20 protein-coding genes are annotated in these 21,098 nt (G+C 39.4%); 10 read left to right on the forward strand and 10 right to left on the reverse strand.

Going from position 1 to position 21,098, the window contains the following annotated elements; translation table 11 throughout:
* Positions 1–199: 199 nt before the first annotated feature.
* The 4 genes from VIK44_RS01065 to VIK44_RS01080 all read left to right on the forward strand — a co-directional run bounded on the left by VIK44_RS01065 (position 200) and on the right by VIK44_RS01080 (position 4,572).
* On the forward strand, positions 200–1,234 hold the full coding sequence (locus VIK44_RS01065; protein ID WP_331551981.1) for a uroporphyrinogen decarboxylase family protein: 1,035 nt from the start codon (positions 200–202) through the stop codon (positions 1,232–1,234).
* Between the two features lie 121 nt (positions 1,235–1,355).
* Positions 1,356–2,381: a uroporphyrinogen decarboxylase family protein gene (locus VIK44_RS01070; protein ID WP_331551982.1), complete on the forward strand. Its 1,026-nt coding sequence runs from the start codon at positions 1,356–1,358 to the stop codon at positions 2,379–2,381.
* Between the two features lie 115 nt (positions 2,382–2,496).
* Positions 2,497–3,657 (forward strand): trans-sulfuration enzyme family protein, encoded by a 1,161-nt coding sequence (locus tag VIK44_RS01075; protein WP_331551983.1) that lies wholly within the window; start codon positions 2,497–2,499, stop codon positions 3,655–3,657.
* 3 nt (positions 3,658–3,660) lie between these two features.
* A complete protein-coding gene (locus VIK44_RS01080) occupies positions 3,661–4,572 on the forward strand; it encodes a cysteine synthase family protein (RefSeq protein ID WP_331551984.1) in 912 nt (303 codons plus the stop codon).
* Between the two features lie 152 nt (positions 4,573–4,724).
* Here VIK44_RS01080 and VIK44_RS01085 read toward each other — a convergent pair whose 3' ends face one another.
* The 10 genes from VIK44_RS01085 to VIK44_RS01130 all read right to left on the reverse strand — a co-directional run bounded on the left by VIK44_RS01085 (position 4,725) and on the right by VIK44_RS01130 (position 14,904).
* Positions 4,725–6,602, reverse strand: a complete 1,878-nt coding sequence (locus VIK44_RS01085) for a ThiF family adenylyltransferase (protein ID WP_331551985.1) — start codon at positions 6,600–6,602, stop codon at positions 4,725–4,727.
* Between the two features lie 289 nt (positions 6,603–6,891).
* Positions 6,892–8,064 (reverse strand): pyridoxal phosphate-dependent aminotransferase, encoded by a 1,173-nt coding sequence (locus VIK44_RS01090; protein ID WP_331551986.1) that lies wholly within the window; start codon positions 8,062–8,064, stop codon positions 6,892–6,894.
* A gap of 12 nt (positions 8,065–8,076) precedes the next feature.
* On the reverse strand, positions 8,077–9,405 hold the full coding sequence (locus VIK44_RS01095; RefSeq protein WP_331551987.1) for a phenylacetate--CoA ligase family protein: 1,329 nt from the start codon (positions 9,403–9,405) through the stop codon (positions 8,077–8,079).
* A gap of 10 nt (positions 9,406–9,415) precedes the next feature.
* Complete coding sequence (locus VIK44_RS01100) at positions 9,416–10,315, reverse strand: thiamine pyrophosphate-dependent enzyme (protein WP_331551988.1); 900 nt, start codon at positions 10,313–10,315, stop codon at positions 9,416–9,418.
* A complete protein-coding gene (locus tag VIK44_RS01105; protein ID WP_331552000.1) occupies positions 10,308–11,480 on the reverse strand; it encodes a transketolase C-terminal domain-containing protein in 1,173 nt (390 codons plus the stop codon). Before VIK44_RS01105 ends, VIK44_RS01100 begins: the two co-directional genes overlap by 8 nt.
* A complete protein-coding gene (locus VIK44_RS01110) occupies positions 11,477–11,770 on the reverse strand; it encodes a 4Fe-4S binding protein (protein WP_331551989.1) in 294 nt (97 codons plus the stop codon). Before VIK44_RS01110 ends, VIK44_RS01105 begins: the two co-directional genes overlap by 4 nt.
* Positions 11,767–12,303, reverse strand: coding sequence for a 2-oxoacid:acceptor oxidoreductase family protein (locus VIK44_RS01115; protein ID WP_331551990.1), 537 nt, complete (start codon positions 12,301–12,303; stop codon positions 11,767–11,769). The genes VIK44_RS01110 and VIK44_RS01115 overlap by 4 nt, the downstream gene beginning before the upstream one ends.
* Before the next feature lie 29 nt (positions 12,304–12,332).
* Positions 12,333–12,992, reverse strand: coding sequence for a methionine ABC transporter permease (locus VIK44_RS01120; RefSeq protein WP_331551991.1), 660 nt, complete (start codon positions 12,990–12,992; stop codon positions 12,333–12,335).
* Positions 12,982–13,995, reverse strand: coding sequence for a methionine ABC transporter ATP-binding protein (locus tag VIK44_RS01125; RefSeq protein WP_331551992.1), 1,014 nt, complete (start codon positions 13,993–13,995; stop codon positions 12,982–12,984). The genes VIK44_RS01120 and VIK44_RS01125 overlap by 11 nt, the downstream gene beginning before the upstream one ends.
* Positions 13,996–14,073: 78 nt before the next feature.
* Positions 14,074–14,904 carry a MetQ/NlpA family ABC transporter substrate-binding protein gene (locus VIK44_RS01130; RefSeq protein WP_331551993.1) on the reverse strand — a complete coding sequence of 277 codons (831 nt, stop codon included), beginning with the start codon at positions 14,902–14,904 and terminating at the stop codon, positions 14,074–14,076.
* A 582-nt stretch (positions 14,905–15,486) separates the two neighbouring features.
* Here VIK44_RS01130 and VIK44_RS01135 point away from each other — a divergent pair.
* The 6 genes from VIK44_RS01135 to VIK44_RS01160 all read left to right on the forward strand — a co-directional run.
* On the forward strand, positions 15,487–16,680 hold the full coding sequence (locus VIK44_RS01135; RefSeq protein ID WP_331551995.1) for an aminotransferase class I/II-fold pyridoxal phosphate-dependent enzyme: 1,194 nt from the start codon (positions 15,487–15,489) through the stop codon (positions 16,678–16,680).
* 170 nt (positions 16,681–16,850) lie between these two features.
* Positions 16,851–18,239: a sulfite exporter TauE/SafE family protein gene (locus tag VIK44_RS01140; RefSeq protein WP_331551996.1), complete on the forward strand. Its 1,389-nt coding sequence runs from the start codon at positions 16,851–16,853 to the stop codon at positions 18,237–18,239.
* Between the two features lie 44 nt (positions 18,240–18,283).
* Positions 18,284–18,874, forward strand: coding sequence for a hypothetical protein (locus VIK44_RS01145; protein WP_331551997.1), 591 nt, complete (start codon positions 18,284–18,286; stop codon positions 18,872–18,874).
* A gap of 29 nt (positions 18,875–18,903) precedes the next feature.
* Positions 18,904–19,041 carry a hypothetical protein gene (locus VIK44_RS01150; RefSeq protein ID WP_331552001.1) on the forward strand — a complete coding sequence of 46 codons (138 nt, stop codon included), beginning with the start codon at positions 18,904–18,906 and terminating at the stop codon, positions 19,039–19,041.
* 196 nt (positions 19,042–19,237) lie between these two features.
* Positions 19,238–20,626 carry a sensor histidine kinase gene (locus VIK44_RS01155; protein ID WP_331551998.1) on the forward strand — a complete coding sequence of 463 codons (1,389 nt, stop codon included), beginning with the start codon at positions 19,238–19,240 and terminating at the stop codon, positions 20,624–20,626.
* Positions 20,627–20,708: 82 nt separating this feature from the next.
* On the forward strand, positions 20,709–21,098 hold a 390-nt coding region (locus VIK44_RS01160; protein WP_331551999.1), incomplete at its 3' end, for a copper ion binding protein.

Raw genomic sequence — 21,098 nt, forward strand, 5'->3', positions numbered from 1 at the left:
TTTAGGCAATTGCGAAAGTACTGTGAACTTCGCTGTCTGTTTACATGAAACAATTTTTCCACTATACGTCGTACAGTTCGTTGAACTGTTCGCCTATACGTTATAAAATTGTTTATGAAAACTGACACCAAAGCAATTTACACTTGTGCTTATGAATTTCGCAATTGTTTAAAAGACTATTTAGTAAGGAGATGATATTTTGACACCTAAAGAAATACTTTTATCAGGAATCGGTTTAAAACCAACCCCTCGGTTGCCTGGGATAATCCCTTCAAGCGGCGTCTGGGCAGATGATAGAAATGGGCTTACTTTACAGGATACCTTTGAATTAGCCCCTGAAAAACTGGCGGATTGTATAATAAATAACAATAAAGAAGTTGGCTCTGATCTAATATGGATGGCAGCTGATTGCAGTAATGTCGCACTTCGGGCCATTGGCGCTAAGTGCACATTTAATGTATTGGGAGGGCCGGCTACGGTTGATGAATCGCTTATCTTAAAACCCTCCGATGTTGATCACCTGAGAATCGATGATTTGGAAAATTCCCCTGAAATTGAAAATCTGTTAAAGGTCACAAAAATTGTTGCAGATCGAGTGGGCAACGAGTATTTAATCGGAATAAGTCAATGGGGTCCATTTACCCTTGCCGGCCAGCTGATGGGAATAGATAATTTGTTGTCAAAAGCCCTTCGTGACAAATCAGGGGTAAAGCATGTCCTGGAATTTACAACTAAGCTTTTGATAAAATATTGGGGTTTGTTTGTTGAAGCCGGTGCAGAGCTTGTTTGCCAGTCAGAACCAGTTTCATCCGGGGACATGATTTCCCAAAAAACATTTACAGAATTGGCATTTCCTTATATTAAAGCTGCCAACAATGGGATTGATGGTAGGGTTAAAGCAAAAATGTTGCATATTTGCGGCAAAACAACTAAAATATTGGATTTAATTCCCCAGACAGGGGCAGATTTCTTTTCACTTGACTATAAGGTCGACTTGGCAATTGCCAGAGAAAAGCTTGGCGGAAAAATTGCTTTTGGGGGACAATTGGACCCCATTAAAGTACTGCTTGAAGGATCACCAGAAGAAATTGAAACTGCTTCCGAAAAATGCATTACCGATGCCGGTCTTAACGGTTATGTACTCATGCCGGGGTGCGATGTTGCTCCAAAAACGAAAATAGAGAATGTCCAGGCAATGATTAAAGTTGCCCATCAAACCCGATGTAATGATTAAGAAAATAGAAATAATTTTGAAAAATTCTGATACATCAAATGGGCAAGTGACACTTGAAGTGATTGAAAATTTAGCCGATGAATAATTTCCTGAGTATGGAAAGAATGGAATAGGTGTACTGATGAAAAATGAGTTGTCTCCAAAAGAACGATTGCTTAGAACCTTCGAAAAAAAGACAGTGGATCGTCCCCCGGTTATTTGTCCCGGCGGTATGATGAATGCGGCCATAGTAGAGATTATGAATGCTACAGGTCATACCCTTCCGATGGCACATCATGACGATCGATTGATGTCAAGTTTGGCAAAAGATGTCCAGAATCAAACCGGATTTGAAAATTTTGGAATCCCATTTTGTATGACAGTGGAAGCAGAGGTGCTTGGCAGTGAAATTGATTATGGTTCCTTGGAGTGCGAACCAAAGATTCAGAAAGAGAAATACTTTAATACAGGTGATGTGGCGTTTAAACCGGTTTCGGTAATGGGAAAAAATAATCGGGTGATAGCTATTACACAGTCAATTAGTTATCTTTCGCAACAATATTCGGATATCCCGACCATTGGCAGCATAACCGGACCGATTAGTACCAGTGCCTCCCTGGTTGACCCGATGCAGTTTTTAAAACAGCTTCGAAAAGATAGGCTGAATTCACACAAAGTGATTAACTATGTGAGTGATCACTTAATTGAGTATGCCAGGCTTATGATTGAAGGAGGGGCAACCGCAATATCAATTGCCGACCCTACAGCCACAGGGGAGATTTTAGGCCCGAAAATGTTTGAAGAGTATGCCGTGCCCTATCTTAATAAGATTATCGATGCGGTTCACGATCTTGGAAAACCTGTGATTGTTCATATTTGCGGAAAAATGGATCCTGTTATAAAAAAAGTTGCCTTGATTCGGGCAGATGCCATAAGTGTTGATGCTTTTGTCAGTTTGAAAAATATTAAATTGCAAATTCCAGAAGCAGTGACAATGGGCAATGTAAGCACAATTGCTCTTGAATTCAGCAATCCAAATAAAATTGTAACAATGACTGAAAGACTTTTGAATGATAAAACAAATATTATCGCTCCGGCCTGCGGCCTTAGCACATCGACGCCTCTTGTTAACATAAAAGCGATGACACAAGCGGTTTTAGAGCTCTAAGAAGTCATCTCTTAATGACAGAATAGTTTGACAAATATTTATTGCGATGATATTATTTATATAAATCATATCTATTTAGTATGATATAAATAAAGTTAATTAAGGAGTGAAAAAAATGAGTAATTATAGTAATATTGATTCTAAATTAATACACGGTGGGATTGATGGCGATGAAAATACCGGTGCAGTGAATATACCGATCTTTCAAACATCAACGTATAAACAAGATGGCTTGGGTAAAGACAGGGGGTATGAATATTCAAGAACCGGAAACCCCACAAGAGCGGCATTGGAATCTTTAATTTCTGATTTAGAGGGTGGCGTTGCCGGATTTGCTTTTGCATCCGGAATGGCAGCAACCACAGCAGTGCTCAGTCTTTTTAAAACCGGGGATAAAATTATTATTTCCAGCAACGTCTATGGTGGAACTTTTCGGGTGCTTGACCAGGTATTTAATAATTTCGGTATTACCTATGAAATTATTGAAACATCAGATTTAGATCTGCTCGAGAAAAGCATTGACGAAAATGTCAAAGCGATTTTCATAGAAAGCCCGGCAAATCCGATTTTAACGATTACGGATCTTAAAGAAGTGGCATTAATCGGGAAAAAGCATAATATTCTAACCATTGTTGATAATACATTTATGACCCCATATTTACAGCGACCCATTTCTCTTGGAGCTGACATTGTCGTTCATAGCGCAACAAAATATCTTGGTGGCCATAGTGATTTAGTCGCCGGACTTGCGGTTGTGAATAGTGACGAGTTAGCCGAAAGATTAGGGTTTATTCAAAATGCAACCGGAGGCGTTTTGCAGCCATTTGACAGTTTTTTATTGATTCGGGGAATTAAAACCCTTGGTGTTAGAATGGACAGACACATCGAAAACGCAACCTTTATTGCCGAGCATTTAAAAACGAATAGTGCTGTAAAGGCCATATATTACCCTGGTCTGCCAGAGAGTCAGGGATATGAAATCAATAAAAAACAGGCAAGCGGCCCGGGTGGAATGCTTTCTTTTGAACTTGGTGAGAAATATAATATCAACAAATTTTTTGAGTCTCTGGATTTTGTTACTTTAGCTGAGAGTTTAGGCGGGGTTGAATCGCTTATATGTCATCCGTCCAGTATGACACATGCTTGCATACCCTTTGAAATTCGGCAAAAAGTTGGCATTGTTGAAAACCTGATTAGAATTTCAGTTGGAATAGAAAACAAGAATGATATTTTAGCAGATTTAGAACAGGCTTTTTTAAAGAGCTATGAGGCATAGAAAGTGGCTTATTATAATGATATTAGAGAATTAATTGGGAATACTCCCATGGTTAAACTTAATAATCTCGGAATAAAAGATAATATTAACATTTTTGCAAAGTTGGAATTATGGAATCCCGGCGGAAGCGTAAAAGACAGAATCGGTGTTTATATGATCAAAGATGCCGAGGAAAAAGGGCTGCTTAAGCCAGGGTACACGATCATTGAAGGAACCGCAGGCAATACCGGACTTGGTGTTGCCCTTGCTGCTATTAATAAAGGTTACAGAGTTATCTTTGTCGTGCCAACTAAATTTTCGGCTGAAAAGCTAACCCTTATGCGTGCTTTTGGTGCGGAAATTGTCAGTACACCCCGGGATCTGGGAATGCTTGGTGCCACAGCTAAAGCACAGGAATTACTTAAAACAATTCCAAATTCAATGTCTTTGGCCCAATTCGATAATCCTTCCAATCCCTTAGCCCATTATGAAACAACCGGACCGGAAATATACAATGATCTTGAAGGCAAAATAGATTATGTGGTTGTAGGTGCCGGAAGTGGTGGAACATATACCGGTGTGCTACGTTATTTGAAAGAGAAAAATCCGAAAATAAAAGGTGTGCTTGCTGATCCGATGGGTTCAATCATGGGCGGTGGTATTGCCGGTTGCTATGATATTGAAGGCATAGGTAATGATTTCATCGCGAATACCATGGATATGTCCCTGGTGGATGACGTGATAAAAATAAAGGACAATGATGCCTTTGAAATGGCCAGGTTGCTGGCCAAAAAAGAGGGTATCATTGCAGGTGCCTCCTCTGGCGCAGCTCTATTTGCTGCACTAAAGATTGCGGAGAAAATCGATGCCGGAAATATTGTAACGATTTTTCCTGATCGAGGCGATCGATATTTCAGCAAAAACATGTATGATTAAAGTAAGCAATTGCCAAAGTACTGTGAGCTTCGATGTTTGTTTATGAAAACTGACATCAAAGCAATTTACGGTTGTATTTATGAATTTCGCAACTACCTAATACAATTAAAGCCCCGGAAGCGATTCCGGGGCTTTAAAATATTAAAAAATAATTATCTGTCTTTTTTATCCTCACAAACGAAAGTGTACTCACCAAGTTCTAAAATACTGGGATGCTCACCACATAATTTGCAGCTGCTATTTTTCCGAAACTTGGCAATTTCAAGATCTGTTTCCAAGGCATCATACATTAACAGTTCTCCCTTTAACCGGGAATTAAAACCCATAACAATTTTTAGCGCTTCAACGGACTGAAGCACACCCATTAGCCCTGGAACAGGGCCTAGAACACCGATTTCGGAGCAACCTAAAGCAGGTTTGGATGTTGTTGATTCTGGGAAAATACATCGGTAACAAGGGCCGTCACCGGAAACAATGGTTGTTAACTGACCGAAAAAGGCCAGAGCTCCTGCTTCAATCAGCGGTTTTTTCCCAAAGAAGCAGGCATCATTTAACAAGTAACGGGTTGGAAGGTTGTCAAGGCCATCAATAATAATGTCATAATCATTGATGATTTCAAGTGCGTTCTCCTTGGAAAATGCCACTGGATAGAGCTCAATATTCAAATTAGGATTAATCTGTTTCAGTCTTTGTTTGGCTGATTCAACTTTGGGCAACCCAATTTTAGATGTTGTATGAAGTATTTGCCGGTTTAAATTACTGAGTTCTACATGATCATAATCAATGAGTCCAATGGTTCCGATGCCAGCTCTAGCCAGAGATAAAGCAGCCGGACAACCAAGTCCGCCGGTACCGACAACTAATACTTTTGCCTGGATTAATGAGTCTTTTAAATGTTCAAATGAATACTGTGAATTGTGAAAGCTACCTTCAGAACCAGAAAAATTATTGATAAATAACATTTCCCATAAATTAAAATAAAAGGGTTCAGTTAGTGGCTGACCGATATTAAGCCGTGCTTTTATGAGCTCGATTGCCAAAAATGCTCCCAAAAAAGCAGTGGACATGGACAAGCCGGATTGCTCAAAACACTCCTGATCAGGGATAGTTTCGGCAGGGACATGTTTTTTTGAAACCTCAGCTAAAAAGTCTTTCATTGAATTGGCATCACTGCAACAGTTCACATAACCTTGCCAGGGACAAACAACTGAAATGAATGTTGGTATAAATTCATGAGAAAGCGACTGAATAAGGTTGTCGTTCATTCGGGTTGCAAAATCAAAATCTCCAATGATGATGTTAAAATCCACAGGTACATCAGTGGTTTCGACAAGCTCAATAGTAATATCCGGGTTCAGATCATGGACGTGTGAAAATAAAGAATCCCATCCAAGTTTATTTTCCAGCAAACAATGTATATGTCCGATACCGGATGCAGTCATATAAGTCAGAAGTACATCACATGCACTTACCGATTGTGAACGGATTAAAACACGGGTTTCCAGGAGTTTCTTTTGGCCTGGGCCGCTTATCTTGGGCATAATAATATGACGCAAATACCGTTGGATCTGGTTTTTATTCATTGCTTCATAATTTGTTTCAGTTGTATCCGGAAAATTTCCGGGTGCTTTTTCTGAAATATTCTCAGATTCAGAAGAGCCGACCTTATTTTTATTCAGATAATCATTGATTGCTGCATGAAGGGCGTCTGCTGCTATATTTGAGCACAAGAGTTTTTCCGGTGGAAGACCTCCCAAAGCATTGGCAACATCATCATTGGTTATGTTCATGCCTTCCTCTAAAGATTTCCCTATGGCAAGAACGGTGAGCATACTGCTGGCCGCTATGGCAGCACCACATCCAAAGGTTTTAAATCGAACATCAGCCAATGTTTTATTATTAACTTTAATATAAATTGTAACTTTATCGCCATCAACAGGATTTCCTGCGTTTCCGATGCCATCAGCATCGGTTATATCGCCAACATTCCTGGGGTTGGCAAAGTGGTCGAGCACGGTATCATTGTACATGATAAACCTCCATATAAAAAAAGTATGCTAGGTATTTGCGAAATTTACAAACACAAACGTAAATTGCTTTGATGTCAGTTTTCATAAATAATTTTGTAACGTATAGGCGAACAGTTCAACGAACTGTGCGCCGTATAGTGAAAAAATTGTTTCATGTAAACTAGACAGCAAAGCTCACAGTACTTTCGCAATTGCCATAGTATACCATAATTATACTATGGCAATAGTATGGAATTCAACTAAATTATCAACTTCTTAAAGATAAGATCAAGGATTAGAAGGTTTCTTTCTAATAGGAGTTGCTGTTCCATTTTTTGCGTATATCGGATAGCCGGTTAAGAGCTTCATTTAAGGTCTCTTCTTTTTTAGCAAAATGGAGTCGAATTAAATGATTGACATTCTCCCTGAAAAAAGTTGAACCGGGAACGGCACCAACACCAACGTGCTCTGCAAGCCAGGTACAGAAAGTCAGGTCATCATCTGTTTTATATTCTGAAATATCGATCATAACATAATAAGCACCTTGTGGTGTTGTATAGGGCAGGCCAATGTTATTCAGACCCTTTAAAAACAGATCACGCTTTTGTGTATAGGTCTTTCGTAAGGCGGTATAATAATCATCTCCAAATTTTAGTCCGGTAATGGCTGCCTCCTGAAGTGGCGCCGCTGCACCCACAGTTAAAAAATCATGGACCTTTTTTGCAACATCGATAATACGTGCCGGTGCTATAATATAGCCTAAACGCCAGCCGGTTATTGAATATGTTTTTGATAGAGAGCTGCAGGAAATGGTTCGCTCAAACATATTTGGCAAAGATGCAAAATAGATGTGTTCATAAGGCTCATAGACAATATGCTCATAAACTTCATCCGTTATAACATAGGTATCATATTTTTCTGCTAAATTCGCAATGATCGTGAGTTCATCCCGGGTAAATACTTTTCCGGTTGGGTTGGATGGGTTACACAAAATAATCGCCTTTGGATTTTGCTTAAAGGCTGTTTCGAGTTCATCGGTATTAAAGTTAAACGCTGGTGGATGAAGGGGCACATAAAGTGGTATGGCCCCTGATAAAATAGCATCGGCCCCATAGTTTTCATAAAATGGTGAAAATACGATGACCTTGTCACCGGGATTTGCAACAGTCAGCATAGCTGCCATCATGGCTTCGGTACTGCCACAGGTAACAACAATTTCAGAATCGGGGTCAATTTTTCTTCCCATATATTTTGACTGCTTTTGGGAAAGAGCCTCTCTAAAATTTTGGGCACCCGATGTAATGGAATATTGATGGGGACCATGATGTGCTGTTTGCTCCAATGCTTTAAGTATCTCTTTGGGAGGATCAAAGTCTGGAAACCCCTGGGATAAATTAACCGCATTGAATTGATTGGATATTCTCGTCATTCTTCTGATGACAGAGTCGGTAAAATTATTTGTTCTATTACTTAATGGTTGCATAAATAACCTTCCTTAAATCTCATAAATAAGCGTTCTTTCATCAATTAACCGGGTTGCCTTATGTGTTGCCCGCTCCAATTCGCCATCCTTTAATATTACCACTTCACCGGGCTTTACACCTAAACGTGTTTTAAGTAATGATGAAACTCTTTCTTTTATGCTTTCATCGGCTTCGTTACTCCCGTCAGATTTTTCAATTTCGATTCTGTATTTAACGGAATGATTCTGTTCATACAACCGGATTAAATATTCTCCGGTAATCCCCTTGATTCCTCTGATCACAAATTCAATATCACTGGGGAAAACATTGACGCCGGACACAATAAACATATCGTCAAGTCTACCGACAATATTAATTCTGGTATGGGTTCTGCCGCAGGAACATTGATCGCGATTGACAAAGCCAATATCCCCGCTGCGGAAACGAATCATTGGTCTTGCCTTTTTTCGAAGGGTTGTATAGACTAATTCACCGCGTAAACCATCTGCAACAGGTTTCAGGGTTTCCACATCAAGGACTTCAACCAAAATATGGTCTTCAGCAATATGCAGACCATTTTTTGCTTCGCACATGCCGGCACAGGCACCGAAAATATCCGATAAGCCAAAGAAATCATAGAGATCCGCGCCCCAAACTTTTTCAATGGCTGCTCTTGTCGTATCAATTGAGCCACCAGGTTCTCCGGCTACAATAATTTTATTGATCGCTAAATCCTTTGCAGGGTCAATACCGTTTTTAAGAGCAGTTTCTCCAAGATACAGGGCATAGGACGGAGTCGTCCAAATGATTGTGGGCTGAAACTCCTTTAATATAAAGAGCAACCTTTCAGAGGCAACCGTTCCTGCCCAAATGCATAATGCGCCTAAATTTTGTGCGCCGATAACATCAGGTCCGCCTACAAATAAAGAAAAATTCAGAGCATGAACGTATCGGTCGGTTTTTCTCATGCCGGCGCCATAAAACAATCGGCTTTCAACATCCTGCCAGTCATCAAAATCTTCTTTGGTAAAAGGACTGAGGGTTGGCACGCCGGTAGAGCCACTTGAAGCCGAGACAAAGACCACATCATCTTCAGTCACCGCAATCATATCTCCTAAAAGTCCGCCATTTCCCTGGCGTTCTCTTTCAGTTGCCTTACTGGTAAAAGGAAATTTTTCGAGATCCCTTAATTCTTTAAAATCTTTAGGTGTTAAAGAAACTTTATCAAAGGCTTCTTTGTAATAAGGTGAATTGTTATATGCAAACTCAAGCATTTCTCTTAGTTCTTTTTTCTGTAGGTCTTCCAGTTTCAATCGGGGCATGGTTTCAATTTTTTCATCCCAGAATTTCTTTTCAATCATATCATTTCTCCTATTTTTTAATCCAGTTTTTTCGTATGCGATTCCATTTTTCATCTCTTTGGGCCACTATTATTTCAATGTCGGTATCCGTCAAATGCTTGAATCTGCCCTGGGAAAGCAAATAATCCTTTACTGATGTAAATTCCTTAGGATTTTTGTTTAATTTAAACTCTCCATCCTCATATTCTGCTAAATACCACAAACCACAATCAATCATTTTTCTTGAGATTTCGATGGTTTCACTGACATTGATTCCCCAACCAATAGGACAGGGCGCAATGACATGAATGTAAGAGGTTCCCTTAATTTCAGATGCCTTTTGAACCTTATTTATAAAATCCCCAATATCACCGATGCTTGCTGTAGCGGCATAGGGAATTCCATGAGCGGCTACAATATCAAACATATTCTTTTTAGGGCGGATATTGCCATGGATATTTTCACCGGTTGGGGTGGTGGTTGTTTTGGCGCCAAAAGGTGTCAGGCCGCTTTTTTGAATCCCGGTGTTCATATACGCTTCATTGTCATAGCAAATGTAAATAATATCGTCGTTGCGATCGATTGCTCCGGATAACGCCTGAATCCCAATATCCGCCGTGCCGCCGTCACCAGCCAGTCCCACTGCTTTAAAATCTTTTATTCCAAGTGCTCTTGCTCCGGCTTCAACACCGGTGAGCATGGAAGCTGTTCCTGCAAAGGTGGAAATAATCGAGTTATTGCTAAAACATAAATGAGGAAAATTAAATCCTACCGCTGACATACATCCAGCCGGAAGTACTGAAATAGCCCTTTCTCCAAGGGTTTTAAGGGCCATTCGTACGGCCAGGCTGCCACCGCAGCCGGCACATGCTTTATGACCATAAAAAAATTCGCTGTCGGTAATCGTTTTAGCTGTTATTTTATCACTCATTAATGTTCACCCCCATTCCAATAAAATTCACTCGGTCGCCGCCTGTTTTAAGTTGATCGAACATTTCTTTGATATTATCTTTGGTAATATCCCGGCCGCCAAGACCAGCAATAAAATTATAGGTCTGCAAACACAAGCCGTTTTGGGCAATCACAGAGTTTACATTGGTATAAACGGTTCCCTCATAGCCAAATGAAATGTCTTTTTCCAATACGCCAATAGCCTTTGCATTTTTAAGAGCAGCAGCAAGTTCATCTAAAGGAAAAGGTCTGAGAAACCGAAGCTTTAAAACACCAACTTTTTCACCCTTAGAGCGCAGCTCATCGGCTACCTCACGGCAAAGCCCTGTAATGCTGCCAAGTGTAATTAAAATGTAGTCCGCATCATCAATTAAGTAACCCTTCGTGAGTCCACCGTAGCGTCGGCCAAATATTCCCCCAAACTTTTCATCCGTTTCGGCAATAATACGCTTGCTTTCCAGCATAGCTCTGTGTTGAATATACTTGAATTCCTGATTATCATCAGGGCCAACGGTAAACCCTAAATTTTTGGGATGATCCAAACTCATTTTGTTTTCTGTTTGAAAGGATGGTAAAAACCGATCGGCATCTGCTTGACTTGGAATTTCCACTGTTTCATAAGTATGGGTCAGTAAAAATCCGTCTAAGTTCACCATAACCGGAGTGGATACCAATGGGTTTTCTGCAATAAGAAAACTTTGAAGGGCCATATCAAGGCTTTCCTGGGCATCCTCCACATACACTTGGATCCAGCCGCTGTCAAGCTGTGAAAGGGAATCACGCTGATCGCCATAAATATTCCAGGGTAGGGCAGTTGAGCGATTGGCGTTCATCATAACAATGGGAAATCGACCACCGCTGGCATATTGCAGGCATTCTGCCATGTATAAAAGTCCCTGGGAAGAAGTGGCAGTAAAAGTTCTTGCGCCCATTGCACTGGCACCAATAGCACATGATAAGGCTGAATGTTCAGATTCAACATGAATAAGCTCACAGTTTAAACTTTTATCTTCCACCATTTCAGAAAGGCGTTCCACCACCGTTGTCTGAGGTGTGATTGGATAAACAGAAATGACTTGCGGCCGGGCTAATCTTACACCTTCTGCAAAAGCATCATTGCCTGATAAAAATTCCTTTGACATTATTTTTCCACCTCCATCTTTATTGCTTTTTTAGGGCATATTTTTTCACAGATGCCACAACCCTTACAAAAGGCATAATCAATATCAATACCCGTTTCTGTTTTGTAAATGACTCCATCAGGACAATACATATAACACTGTAGACAGACGCTACATTCATCGGTAATAATAGGGCGACTGCTTCGCCATCCGTCATTTTTAGTGACTAAAAATCCTGCTTCATAGGATGTGCCTAAAGGATAATCAGATATGTTTTTCGGTTTTTCATATTTTCGTAAATAGGGTTTACTCATTTTTGCACCTCCTTAAAGTAATCATAGGCCTTTTCAAAAATGAGATGATTTTTGGCCGGGTTGGTCTTTGATAAATACAAGTCAATTGATGATTGGATAGAAGAAAAAGAAACATCATCTGAGAAATGGGCCAAGGCTCCAAGCATTGCCGTGTTACAGATAGGTCTGTTTATTATTTCAATTGCAATTTTATTTGCGTCGATTGCAGTAATTTGGGGAAAATCACTGTACTTCTCATTTAAGGGAGTATTAATGAGCACCATGCCGTCTTTTTTAAGATCATCCAAATAACTGACATCAAACAAACTATCATCCAGAAAAATCATGTAATCACAGGTTCTGATTACACTGCGGTTGATAATAGGTTTAGAATCAATTTTATTAAATGCCGAAATGGGTGCTCCTCTGCGCTCTGGACCAAAGGAAGGAAAAGCTAATGAAAATTTACTATCCATTACTGCAGCTGCTCCTAAAATTTTAGCAGCAGTAAATGCGCCCTGACCACCACGTCCATGCCATCTTATTTCAATCATAAATTTAGCCTCTATTCTTTTAAATACTGTTAATAGTTGTTTTTATCAAGTTTCTTGGCTGATACATCACCAATGATCTGGAAGAATTGTACGAGTAAGACAAGTACCACCACACAGATCAGCATAACTGCAGGTTCATACCGTTGGTAACCATAGCGAATTGCAAGGTCCCCAAGGCCGCCGCCGCCAACCGTACCTGCCATTGCGGAAAACCCGATTAATGAAACAGCGGTCACGGTAATATTTTTAATCAAGGATGGTAAGGCTTCAGGCATAAGAATTTTTAATACAATTGAAAATTTACTTGCCCCAGACGCAATGGCTGCTTCCAATATGCCATGATCAACATCTGAAAAGGATGCCTCGGAAAGTCTTGCAAAAAAAGCAATGGCAGCAATCGCAAGCGGAATAACCACAGCGTTTGGTCCGATTGATGTACGTACAATGGCTTTTGATACTGGAATCATCAATACGAGAAGGATTAAAAACGGAATGGAACGGGTTATATTAATGATGACTCCGACAATCTGATTGACAATTTTATTTTTGATGAAGAGATTGTTGGACGTTAGAAAGAGTAAAAGTCCGATTCCACCGCCAATAATCACTGACGCAACCAGGGAGATGACAACCATTTGCATTGTTTGTCCAAAGGTTAGGATAAGTGCGGATTTTAAATCAAATCCCATTGTATAGTACCTCCAAATTTGCTGTATTTTCGGCAAGGTATTCAATTGCCAGTTTTAAAACTTCCTCTTCGCCAATTAAATGAACATAGATAACGCCAAGGGGTAAATCGTTTATATACTCAACTTTACCAAGAAGAATATTGAAACCTATTTGAAACGTATTGGCAGCATAGGACAAGATTGGATTATTGGCATTATCACCCTGAAATGTAAGCTTGATGATGGGTCCCTGCATATTTTCAATAATATCATCAGGTAAATTAAAATTAAAGGTGTGGCTGATCAATTGTCTGGTAAAATCATGTTGAGGTTTAGTGAAAATTTCGTATACATCCCCAATTTCAACAACATCACCTTTGTTCATAATGGCACACCTTGAACAGACACTTTTAATAACATCAAGTTCATGAGTGATAATGATGATCGTAATCTCGAATTTTTTATTCAATTCTTTCAAAAGCTTTAAGATTGATGATGTTGTTTCGACATCAAGTGCGGATGTTGGCTCATCGCAAAGCAAAATCTTCGCATCATTTGCAAGTGCTCTTGCAATGGCCACCCGTTGTTTTTCTCCACCGGAAAGTTTTGAAGGATACACATTTATTTTTTCTGTTAAATTGACTAAATCCAGTAATTCTTTTACCCGACTATCCGTTTCTTTTTTTGTTTTGCCGGCAGCCTTTAAAACAAAGGCGATGTTTTGATAAACTGTCAGATTGCCGGCAAGATTAAAATGCTGAAAGATCATGCCGATGTTTCTTCGGAGAATTCTTAGCTGATTGCCTTTAATGCAGGTTATATTATCCCCGTCAACGAATACATTGCCTTTTGTAATTTGCTGGAGTAGATTTACGGTGCGAAGAAGAGTGCTTTTACCAGCGCCGCTTGAACCGGCGATTCCGAATATTTCTCCTTTATTGATTCTGAAACTGACGTTATTTACAGCATCAAAGGTTTTTTTGTCCAGTTTGAAGTTAACGGATACATTTTTGAATTCTATCATTGGTACATCCTTTTCCAGAATGGATTTTGTGTTAAGAATCGGTTGGATTTAAAGGAACAACCGATTCTTAAGGGAATTTTAATAATTTGCTGGTTTTTGGAATGAAACATATTGTTTCGATGGATCCTCGATGACGCTTTTAAAAGCATCCGATTTAACCACTTCGACAATATCATTAGCAAATTGAGAATTCTTATCAGCGGTTTTAACGGCAATGACATTGACATAGCCGTCAGCAATTTTCTCGTTATAAATTGCATCTGAAAGTTTTAGTCCTGCGCTTATAGCATAGTTGCCATTAATAATCGCAATGCCTACACTGTCCAGACTTCTGGGAAGCTGGGGCGCTTCAATTTCAGTGAATTGAAGATTCTTGGGATTGCTTGAAAGAGTGTACTGTGTTGCCTTTGTAGGATCAACTGCCGGGTCGATGGTGATGATGTTTGTTTGAGCAAGTATTCGGATGGCTCTTGATAAATTGGTTGGATCATTTGGAATGGCAATAATTGCACCGTCTTCAATGGCATCAATCGACTTATATTTTTCAGAGAAAATACCCATTCCCGCAGTAGGAATTTCTGTTATAGCGGTTAGATCTAAGCTATTTTCTTTAGAAAAGTTCTTCAGGTAAGTTGAATGCTGGAACATGTTAACATCAATTTCTCCAGCTGCCAGAGCTTTATTTGGCTGAACATAGTCTGAAAATTCGATTATCTCTACTGCATAACCTTTAGCTTCAAGGGAAGGTTGAATCGCCTCTTTAAACATATCACCGTAAGGACCTGCACACACACCAACTTTTAATGCTTTTTTAGTATCGGCATCGGCAGTTTTTGAAGAACAACCGGTAAAAGCCAACAGTAAGATGCTTAAAAGCGCAATAAGACCAATAATTCGTTTAGTATTCATTTTTATTTCCTTTCAATTTCCATTCTTTTAGGTAATTGCGAAAGTACTGTGAGCTTCGCTGTCTGTTTTACATGAAACAATTTTTCCACTATACGTCGGACAGTTCGTTGAACTGTTCGCCTATACGTTATAAAATTGTTTATGAAAACTGACATCAAAGCGATTTACACTTGTGTTTATGGATTTCACAATTTCCTATCAATTCTTTTAATTTATGCAGATGTTTTGATTTGAACAAGTGCATAGCAAGTCAATGTGCTAACAATTATAAAAATCAAAAACTGCAATTAATTTGATGGGCCATGGGGTCACCTCCGATCAATACATAGTAATATCATATGAATAGTAATTATACCAGTATGAATATCTTTTTGCAATACTTAATACATATAATACATATGTAAATTATATGATAAAACAAAATTAATGTTTCATCCGTATGAATTAATGGATTCAAAAGATTAGTCGTTAGTCTATTGACTATTTCATGAACAAGCCTTAATATAGTATGCATATATGTATTATATGCAATTATTATATTAAGGTTGATACATAATTCTACAGCATAGGAGGATCCAGACAGTGGGCGAACGAAAATATGGCAGTGAATTTGGCTTTCAAACGAGAGCAGTACATACAGGAAATGATGTGGATAAAGATTCAGGTGCAATTAAGCGGCCGATAACAATGGCAAACAGTTATGAATTACCCTATGATCCAACAGATATTAATTGGAGTAGTTCAGATAGAAGTTTATATACAAGAAATGGTGGAACAAACCAAAAGTATTTAGAGGAAAAAATTGCTTCATTTGAAGGAAGTGAAGATTGCATTGTATTAGCATCGGGGGTGGCTGCCCTTTCAGGATTATTCTTTGCCCTCTTAGAGACAGGGGATCATGTGGTTTTTTCTAATGTAACTTATGTGGCTGCCTATCGGCTTCTAAATGAATTGTTGAATAATAAATTTAAAGTAGAAACAACAATCATCGATACAACCGATTTGGAAGCTGTAAAAGCTGCAGTCAGGCCCAATACAAAACTAATTCATATTGAAACCCCGGGAAATCCGACCATTGCAATCTCAGATATTAAAGCAATTGCAAAACTGGCTCACGACAATGGTTCACTTTTATCAGTAGATAATACCTTTGCTTCTCCCTATAACCAAAGACCCATTGAACTGGGAGCTGACTTCTCAGTTGAAAGTCTTACAAAATTTATTAACGGGCATGGAGATGCCATGGGAGGCGCCATCGCAGGAAAAAAGGAATCCCTGGACGAGATTCGTTTTCAATCCCAGGTGAATCTTGGTGGAACTATCAGTCCCTTTAATGCCTGGTTAATTATGAGAGGGGCTGTGACCTTTCCTCTTCGAATGAAACAGCACAACGAAAATGCAATGACTGTTGCTAAATTTTTGGAAAATCTTGAATGCGTGAGTTTTGTGGCATACCCCGGTTTGCAGAGCAATAAGGGACACGACATTGCGAAAGAGCAAATGAATGAAGGTTACGGAGGGGTATTGTCATTTGGTTTAAAGGCGGATCAAAATATCTGCAATGAGTTTGTCAGTCATTTAAGAATTGTTACATCGGCTGTTTCACTGGGACACGATGAAAGTTTAATTGTATATCTGGGAGAAAATGATGAAAGACAATATCTGTATCCTGACGAGTTTCATCACGGCTTTTTCAGGTTTAGCCTGGGAATTGAAGATGTTTCAGATATAATTGCAGATTTAAAGCAAGCTATCGCTAAGATAGCATTGGACTAATAAATTTAATTTGAGAGATATCAATAAGATTAATGAATAAAACTTCGTTTTTATTCGTTAATCTTATTTTATTTTGCAATGAATTATTCAAAAATAATTTTCACCTCCATAAGTTCTACAAAACTAACTGTTACTATAACTACAGACAGGAATTGACGGGAGGTTTTCAAATGGAACCAAAGACTATTACAAAGACACTGTTCATCAATGGAATGACATGTGTAAACTGCGAATACCGCATTGAAAACAAGCTTAAAAAAACCGATGGTATCATCAGCGCAACTGCGAGTTATACTCGTTCTCAGGTGAAGTTTGCATTTGATGCGGATGTAATTAGTTTGGCAACTATTGTGGAAATTATTGAGAAACTTGATTACAAAGTGAAGAATATGGGACAGAAGCAAAAAGATAAGGAAATCAGCAAGAAATCAAAAATAACTGAAATTCTAGGGATTGTCTTTATTATTTTTGCTGCATACATGATCATTAATCACTTTGGCGGTTTTAATATTTTTAACTCATTCCCAGAGGCAAAACAGGGTCTGGGCTATGGGGCATTATTTTTAATTGGGATACTCACATCCATTCATTGTGTTGCTATGTGTGGTGGGATTAACCTATCCCAATGTGTACCAGATGCTAATACAACCAATAAAAACGGTAAAAAATGTTCGAACATAAGACCGGGTATTTTGTATAATTCAGGAAGAGTTATCTCCTATACAATTGTCGGTGGTATTGTAGGAGCTTTAGGGTCAGTAGTAGGGTTTTCCGGTACAGCAAAGGGGTTTGTTGCAATCATTGCAGGGGTATTCATGGTGATCATGGCCCTTAATATGCTCAACTTGTTCCCATGGCTTCGGAAGTTTAACCTGAGAATGCCAAAGATTTTTGCCCGGAAGATAAACGATCAGAAAAAAAGTAACAGCCCACTTTATGTAGGGCTGTTAAATGGACTCATGCCATGTGGCCCATTACAGGCTATGCAGCTCTATGCTCTTTCCACCGGGGATCCATTACAAGGTGCTATAGCCATGCTATTATTTAGCTTGGGCACGGTACCTCTGATGTTTGGATTGGGAGCAATCAGTTCACTGCTAAGCAAAAAATTCACCAGTAAAATGATGACCGCAAGTGCTGTGTTAGTTCTGATATTAGGCGTGTTTATGTTTAGCAATGGAATGAGTTTGTCGGGTATCGGCCTTCCTACATTAGCTTTTGGTGCCGCAGCTTCCAGTGGAACGCCAACAGCGGTTGGAGTTTCCCAAAGCGATTCTGCTCCAGTATTAAGTGATGGTGTTCAAACAGTAACCTCCAAGCTTAGTCCAAACAGTTATGAACCAATCACTGTAAAAGTAGGGATACCGGTAAAGTGGATTATCAAGGCGGATGCCAGTGACATCAATGGATGCAACAACCAGATTCTCGTTCCTAAATACAATATTGAAAAGAAATTGGTTGCCGGGGACAACATTATTGAGTTTACTCCAACCGAAACCGGAACAGTACCCTTTAGCTGTTGGATGGGTATGATAAAAAGCAAAATAACAGTTGTTTAGCAAATAAGATGAAAAAAGGTTTGCTATCAAGGAAGAGGTGAAAGATGCATAAATCAGTTTATATTGTTGGCGGCATTTTAGTCATTTGCGTTATTGCAATTGCTTTATTTTTTGGGTTTGGCAGAAGTTCGGGAATGATGGGACCCTATGCCGCTAATTCAAATATAACAAGTGCACAAACCAGTGGTAATGCCCAATCAACAAAGGCGGCATCGGGAAATAATGCTGCTGCCAATCTGGACGCAGTTCCAAAGGCAAGCTCAGAGGGCACGACTCAAACAGTTACAACAACACTGGATGGTGGACAGTATTCTCCGATTGTTGTGCAAAAGGGCGTACCGCTTAGGTGGACGATCACCGCGAAAAATGGCGACATCAATAGCTGCAATAATACAATGGTGATCAATGATTATGCTGTAAATCAAAAACTCAACGTTGGTGAAAATGTGATTGAGTTTACTCCGAATTCGTCAGGCACGATTACCTATTCCTGCTGGATGGGTATGGTGACAAGCACCATTACTGTGGTTGATGATATCAATAATATCACCGGTCAGGATATCAGTGAATATTCCAATAATGCAGGTTCGGCTGCCGGAAATGGCTGCAGCATGTGCCAAAATGGGGGACAATAAATTCGATTCGAAAGGGTGGAAGAGGTTTTATGAAGAAAGAAATAATCAAAATAAAGGGAATAACATGTTCTGCTTGTGCTACAAAAGAGTTGTATTTCAAAACAGCCGGTGTTATTATTACACTGATACTTCTTGGAAAATACCCTGGAAGCGGTATCCAAAGGTAAAACCTCCGAAGCCATTAAAAAGCTTATGGGAATTGCCCAGAAAACAGCCATTGTCATTTCGCTGTCGGTAAGCACTAATGCACTTAGGTTAAAAGCGTTTAAACTCTATAAACAAATTTAAAGAAGTGAGAGATATGAAAGATATAAAAGAGTGCTTATCGTTGATGATGAAGATAAAATATTAGGTGGCGATTAAATGAAATATAGTTTAAGAACAAAGCTGACTCTGACCATTGCCCTGGTGATGCTGCTGACGGTTGCATTAATAAGTCTGTTGTCAAATTTCTTTATTGAAAAACAATTTACCAGTTATCTTGCGAGTCAACAAGAGCATAGGACTCTGGAAATAGCCAATAGCCTCAGTCAGCAATATGATGTCAACACAAAAACCTGGGATGTGAACTTTGTTCATACCATTGGTATGAACGCCCTGTACGACGGGTATATCATCAAGGTCGATGACTTGGAAAAGGGAACCATCTGGGATGCTGAAACCTGTGATATGGCAACGTGTTCCCAGGTCACAAATGATATTGTTCAACGAATGGAGACAAAGTACCCCCAGGCAAATGGTGAGTTTACATCTAAAACCATTGATATCACAAAAAATAATGCAGTCATCGGAACGGTCAACATCGGGTATTTTGGGCCATATTTTCTAAGTGAGAATGATTTTCAATTTTTAAGTGCATTGAACTTGATTCTTCTGGGAATTGGCATTTTCTCGCTTGTGTTTTCAGTTGTGATTGGTGCTTTTTTGGCCAAGCGTCTCAGCCGACCTATATTGAAAACCGTCAGTGCTACTAAACAGATTTCAGACGGAGATTATAGCGTTCGGATTAAAGAAAATTCAAATACCAAAGAATTGGATGAGCTCATGGTTTCAATTAACCAATTAGCTGATTCTCTGGGAAAACAGGAAACATTAAGAAAAAGGCTGACGGCTGATGTCGCTCATGAATTGCGCACCCCTCTTACATCTATCGGAACCCATATTGAGGCAATGATCGAGGGGGTGTGGGAACCTACCACTGAACGGCTTCAAAGTTGCCATGATGAAATATTGCGCATCGGTAAAATGGTACAGGATATGGAAAGCCTTGAAAAGGTTGAAAGTGAAAACTTGAAGCTTGATAAAACTAAGATTAATCTGACAGAGATTGCAGAAAAAGCAGTTAATAATTTTGAAGCTGATATCGGCAAAAAAAATCTGAAGTTGTCAATTGATAGCAATAGTGCAGATATCTTTGCTGATAAAGACAGAATAAGCCAGGTGTTCATTAATCTTATTTCCAATGCTGTGAAATACACGCCTGATGGCGGAGAGATACATATCAGCATTTCAGAAACAGAGAAGTCTGTAAAGATTGGGATTAAAGATAACGGCATTGGTATTCCAGAAGATGAACTCCCATTTATTTTTGAGCGCTTCTATCGTGCGGATAAATCTCGTAACCGTATGACCGGCGGATCAGGTATCGGTCTTGCTATTGTTAAGTCCATTGTCACGGCCCATGGTGGGGCGGTTGAGGTGAAAAGCCATTTAAGCCAAGGCAGTTGCTTTAGTGTTACGCTGCCAAAATAACAATAGTCTAGTTAGATAAACTCAAAAAGGGTATACTATCAAAGAAGAGGTAAATTCGATTCGAAAGGGTGGGTAAGGTTCTATGAAGAAAGAAACAATCAAAATAACCGGTATGACCTGTGCTGCCTGTGCCGCTCGGATTGACAGAACTGTGGGTAAAATTGACGGCGTGTTAAATGCATCGGTAAATTTTGCCACAGAAAAGCTGTCAGTTGAATATGACGAGGAGAAAGTTTCCAGACTCAAAATCAATGAAGCCATCATTAAAGCTGGGTATGGCATTCTGGAAGAAACAGCGAAAAATGAAGTCACCATACCCATTGGAGGCATGACCTGTGCTGCCTGTGCCGCAAGGGTTGAAAAGGCCATTGGTAAAATTGACGGGGTGTCAAAGGCATCAGTGAATTATGCCACGGAAAAAGCCACGGTTTCCTATGATTCTCAAAAGGTGAAGATTTCAACCATTAAACAG

The organism is Acetobacterium sp. (genome assembly GCF_036508315.1).
GTDB lineage: Bacteria > Bacillota > Clostridia > Eubacteriales > Eubacteriaceae > Acetobacterium.

Bases quoted from the DNA above. Each gene is read 5' to 3' on its own strand.
- VIK44_RS01110 (WP_331551989.1), bottom strand. From the start codon at position 11,770: ATGAGTAAACCCTATTTACGAAAATATGAAAAACCGAAAAACATATCT.
- VIK44_RS01130 (WP_331551993.1), bottom strand. From the start codon at position 14,904: ATGAATACTAAACGAATTATTGGTCTTATTGCGCTTTTAAGCATCTTA.
- VIK44_RS01085 (WP_331551985.1), bottom strand. From the start codon at position 6,602: ATGTACAATGATACCGTGCTCGACCACTTTGCCAACCCCAGGAATGTT.
- VIK44_RS01150 (WP_331552001.1), top strand. From the start codon at position 18,904: ATGAAGAAAGAAATAATCAAAATAAAGGGAATAACATGTTCTGCTTGT.
- VIK44_RS01075 (WP_331551983.1), top strand. From the start codon at position 2,497: ATGAGTAATTATAGTAATATTGATTCTAAATTAATACACGGTGGGATT.
- VIK44_RS01095 (WP_331551987.1), bottom strand. From the start codon at position 9,405: ATGATTGAAAAGAAATTCTGGGATGAAAAAATTGAAACCATGCCCCGA.
- VIK44_RS01120 (WP_331551991.1), bottom strand. From the start codon at position 12,992: ATGGGATTTGATTTAAAATCCGCACTTATCCTAACCTTTGGACAAACA.
- VIK44_RS01070 (WP_331551982.1), top strand. From the start codon at position 1,356: ATGAAAAATGAGTTGTCTCCAAAAGAACGATTGCTTAGAACCTTCGAA.
- VIK44_RS01155 (WP_331551998.1), top strand. From the start codon at position 19,238: ATGAAATATAGTTTAAGAACAAAGCTGACTCTGACCATTGCCCTGGTG.
- VIK44_RS01115 (WP_331551990.1), bottom strand. From the start codon at position 12,303: ATGATTGAAATAAGATGGCATGGACGTGGTGGTCAGGGCGCATTTACT.
- VIK44_RS01125 (WP_331551992.1), bottom strand. From the start codon at position 13,995: ATGATAGAATTCAAAAATGTATCCGTTAACTTCAAACTGGACAAAAAA.
- VIK44_RS01140 (WP_331551996.1), top strand. From the start codon at position 16,851: ATGGAACCAAAGACTATTACAAAGACACTGTTCATCAATGGAATGACA.
- VIK44_RS01145 (WP_331551997.1), top strand. From the start codon at position 18,284: ATGCATAAATCAGTTTATATTGTTGGCGGCATTTTAGTCATTTGCGTT.
- VIK44_RS01090 (WP_331551986.1), bottom strand. From the start codon at position 8,064: ATGCAACCATTAAGTAATAGAACAAATAATTTTACCGACTCTGTCATC.
- VIK44_RS01100 (WP_331551988.1), bottom strand. From the start codon at position 10,315: ATGAGTGATAAAATAACAGCTAAAACGATTACCGACAGCGAATTTTTT.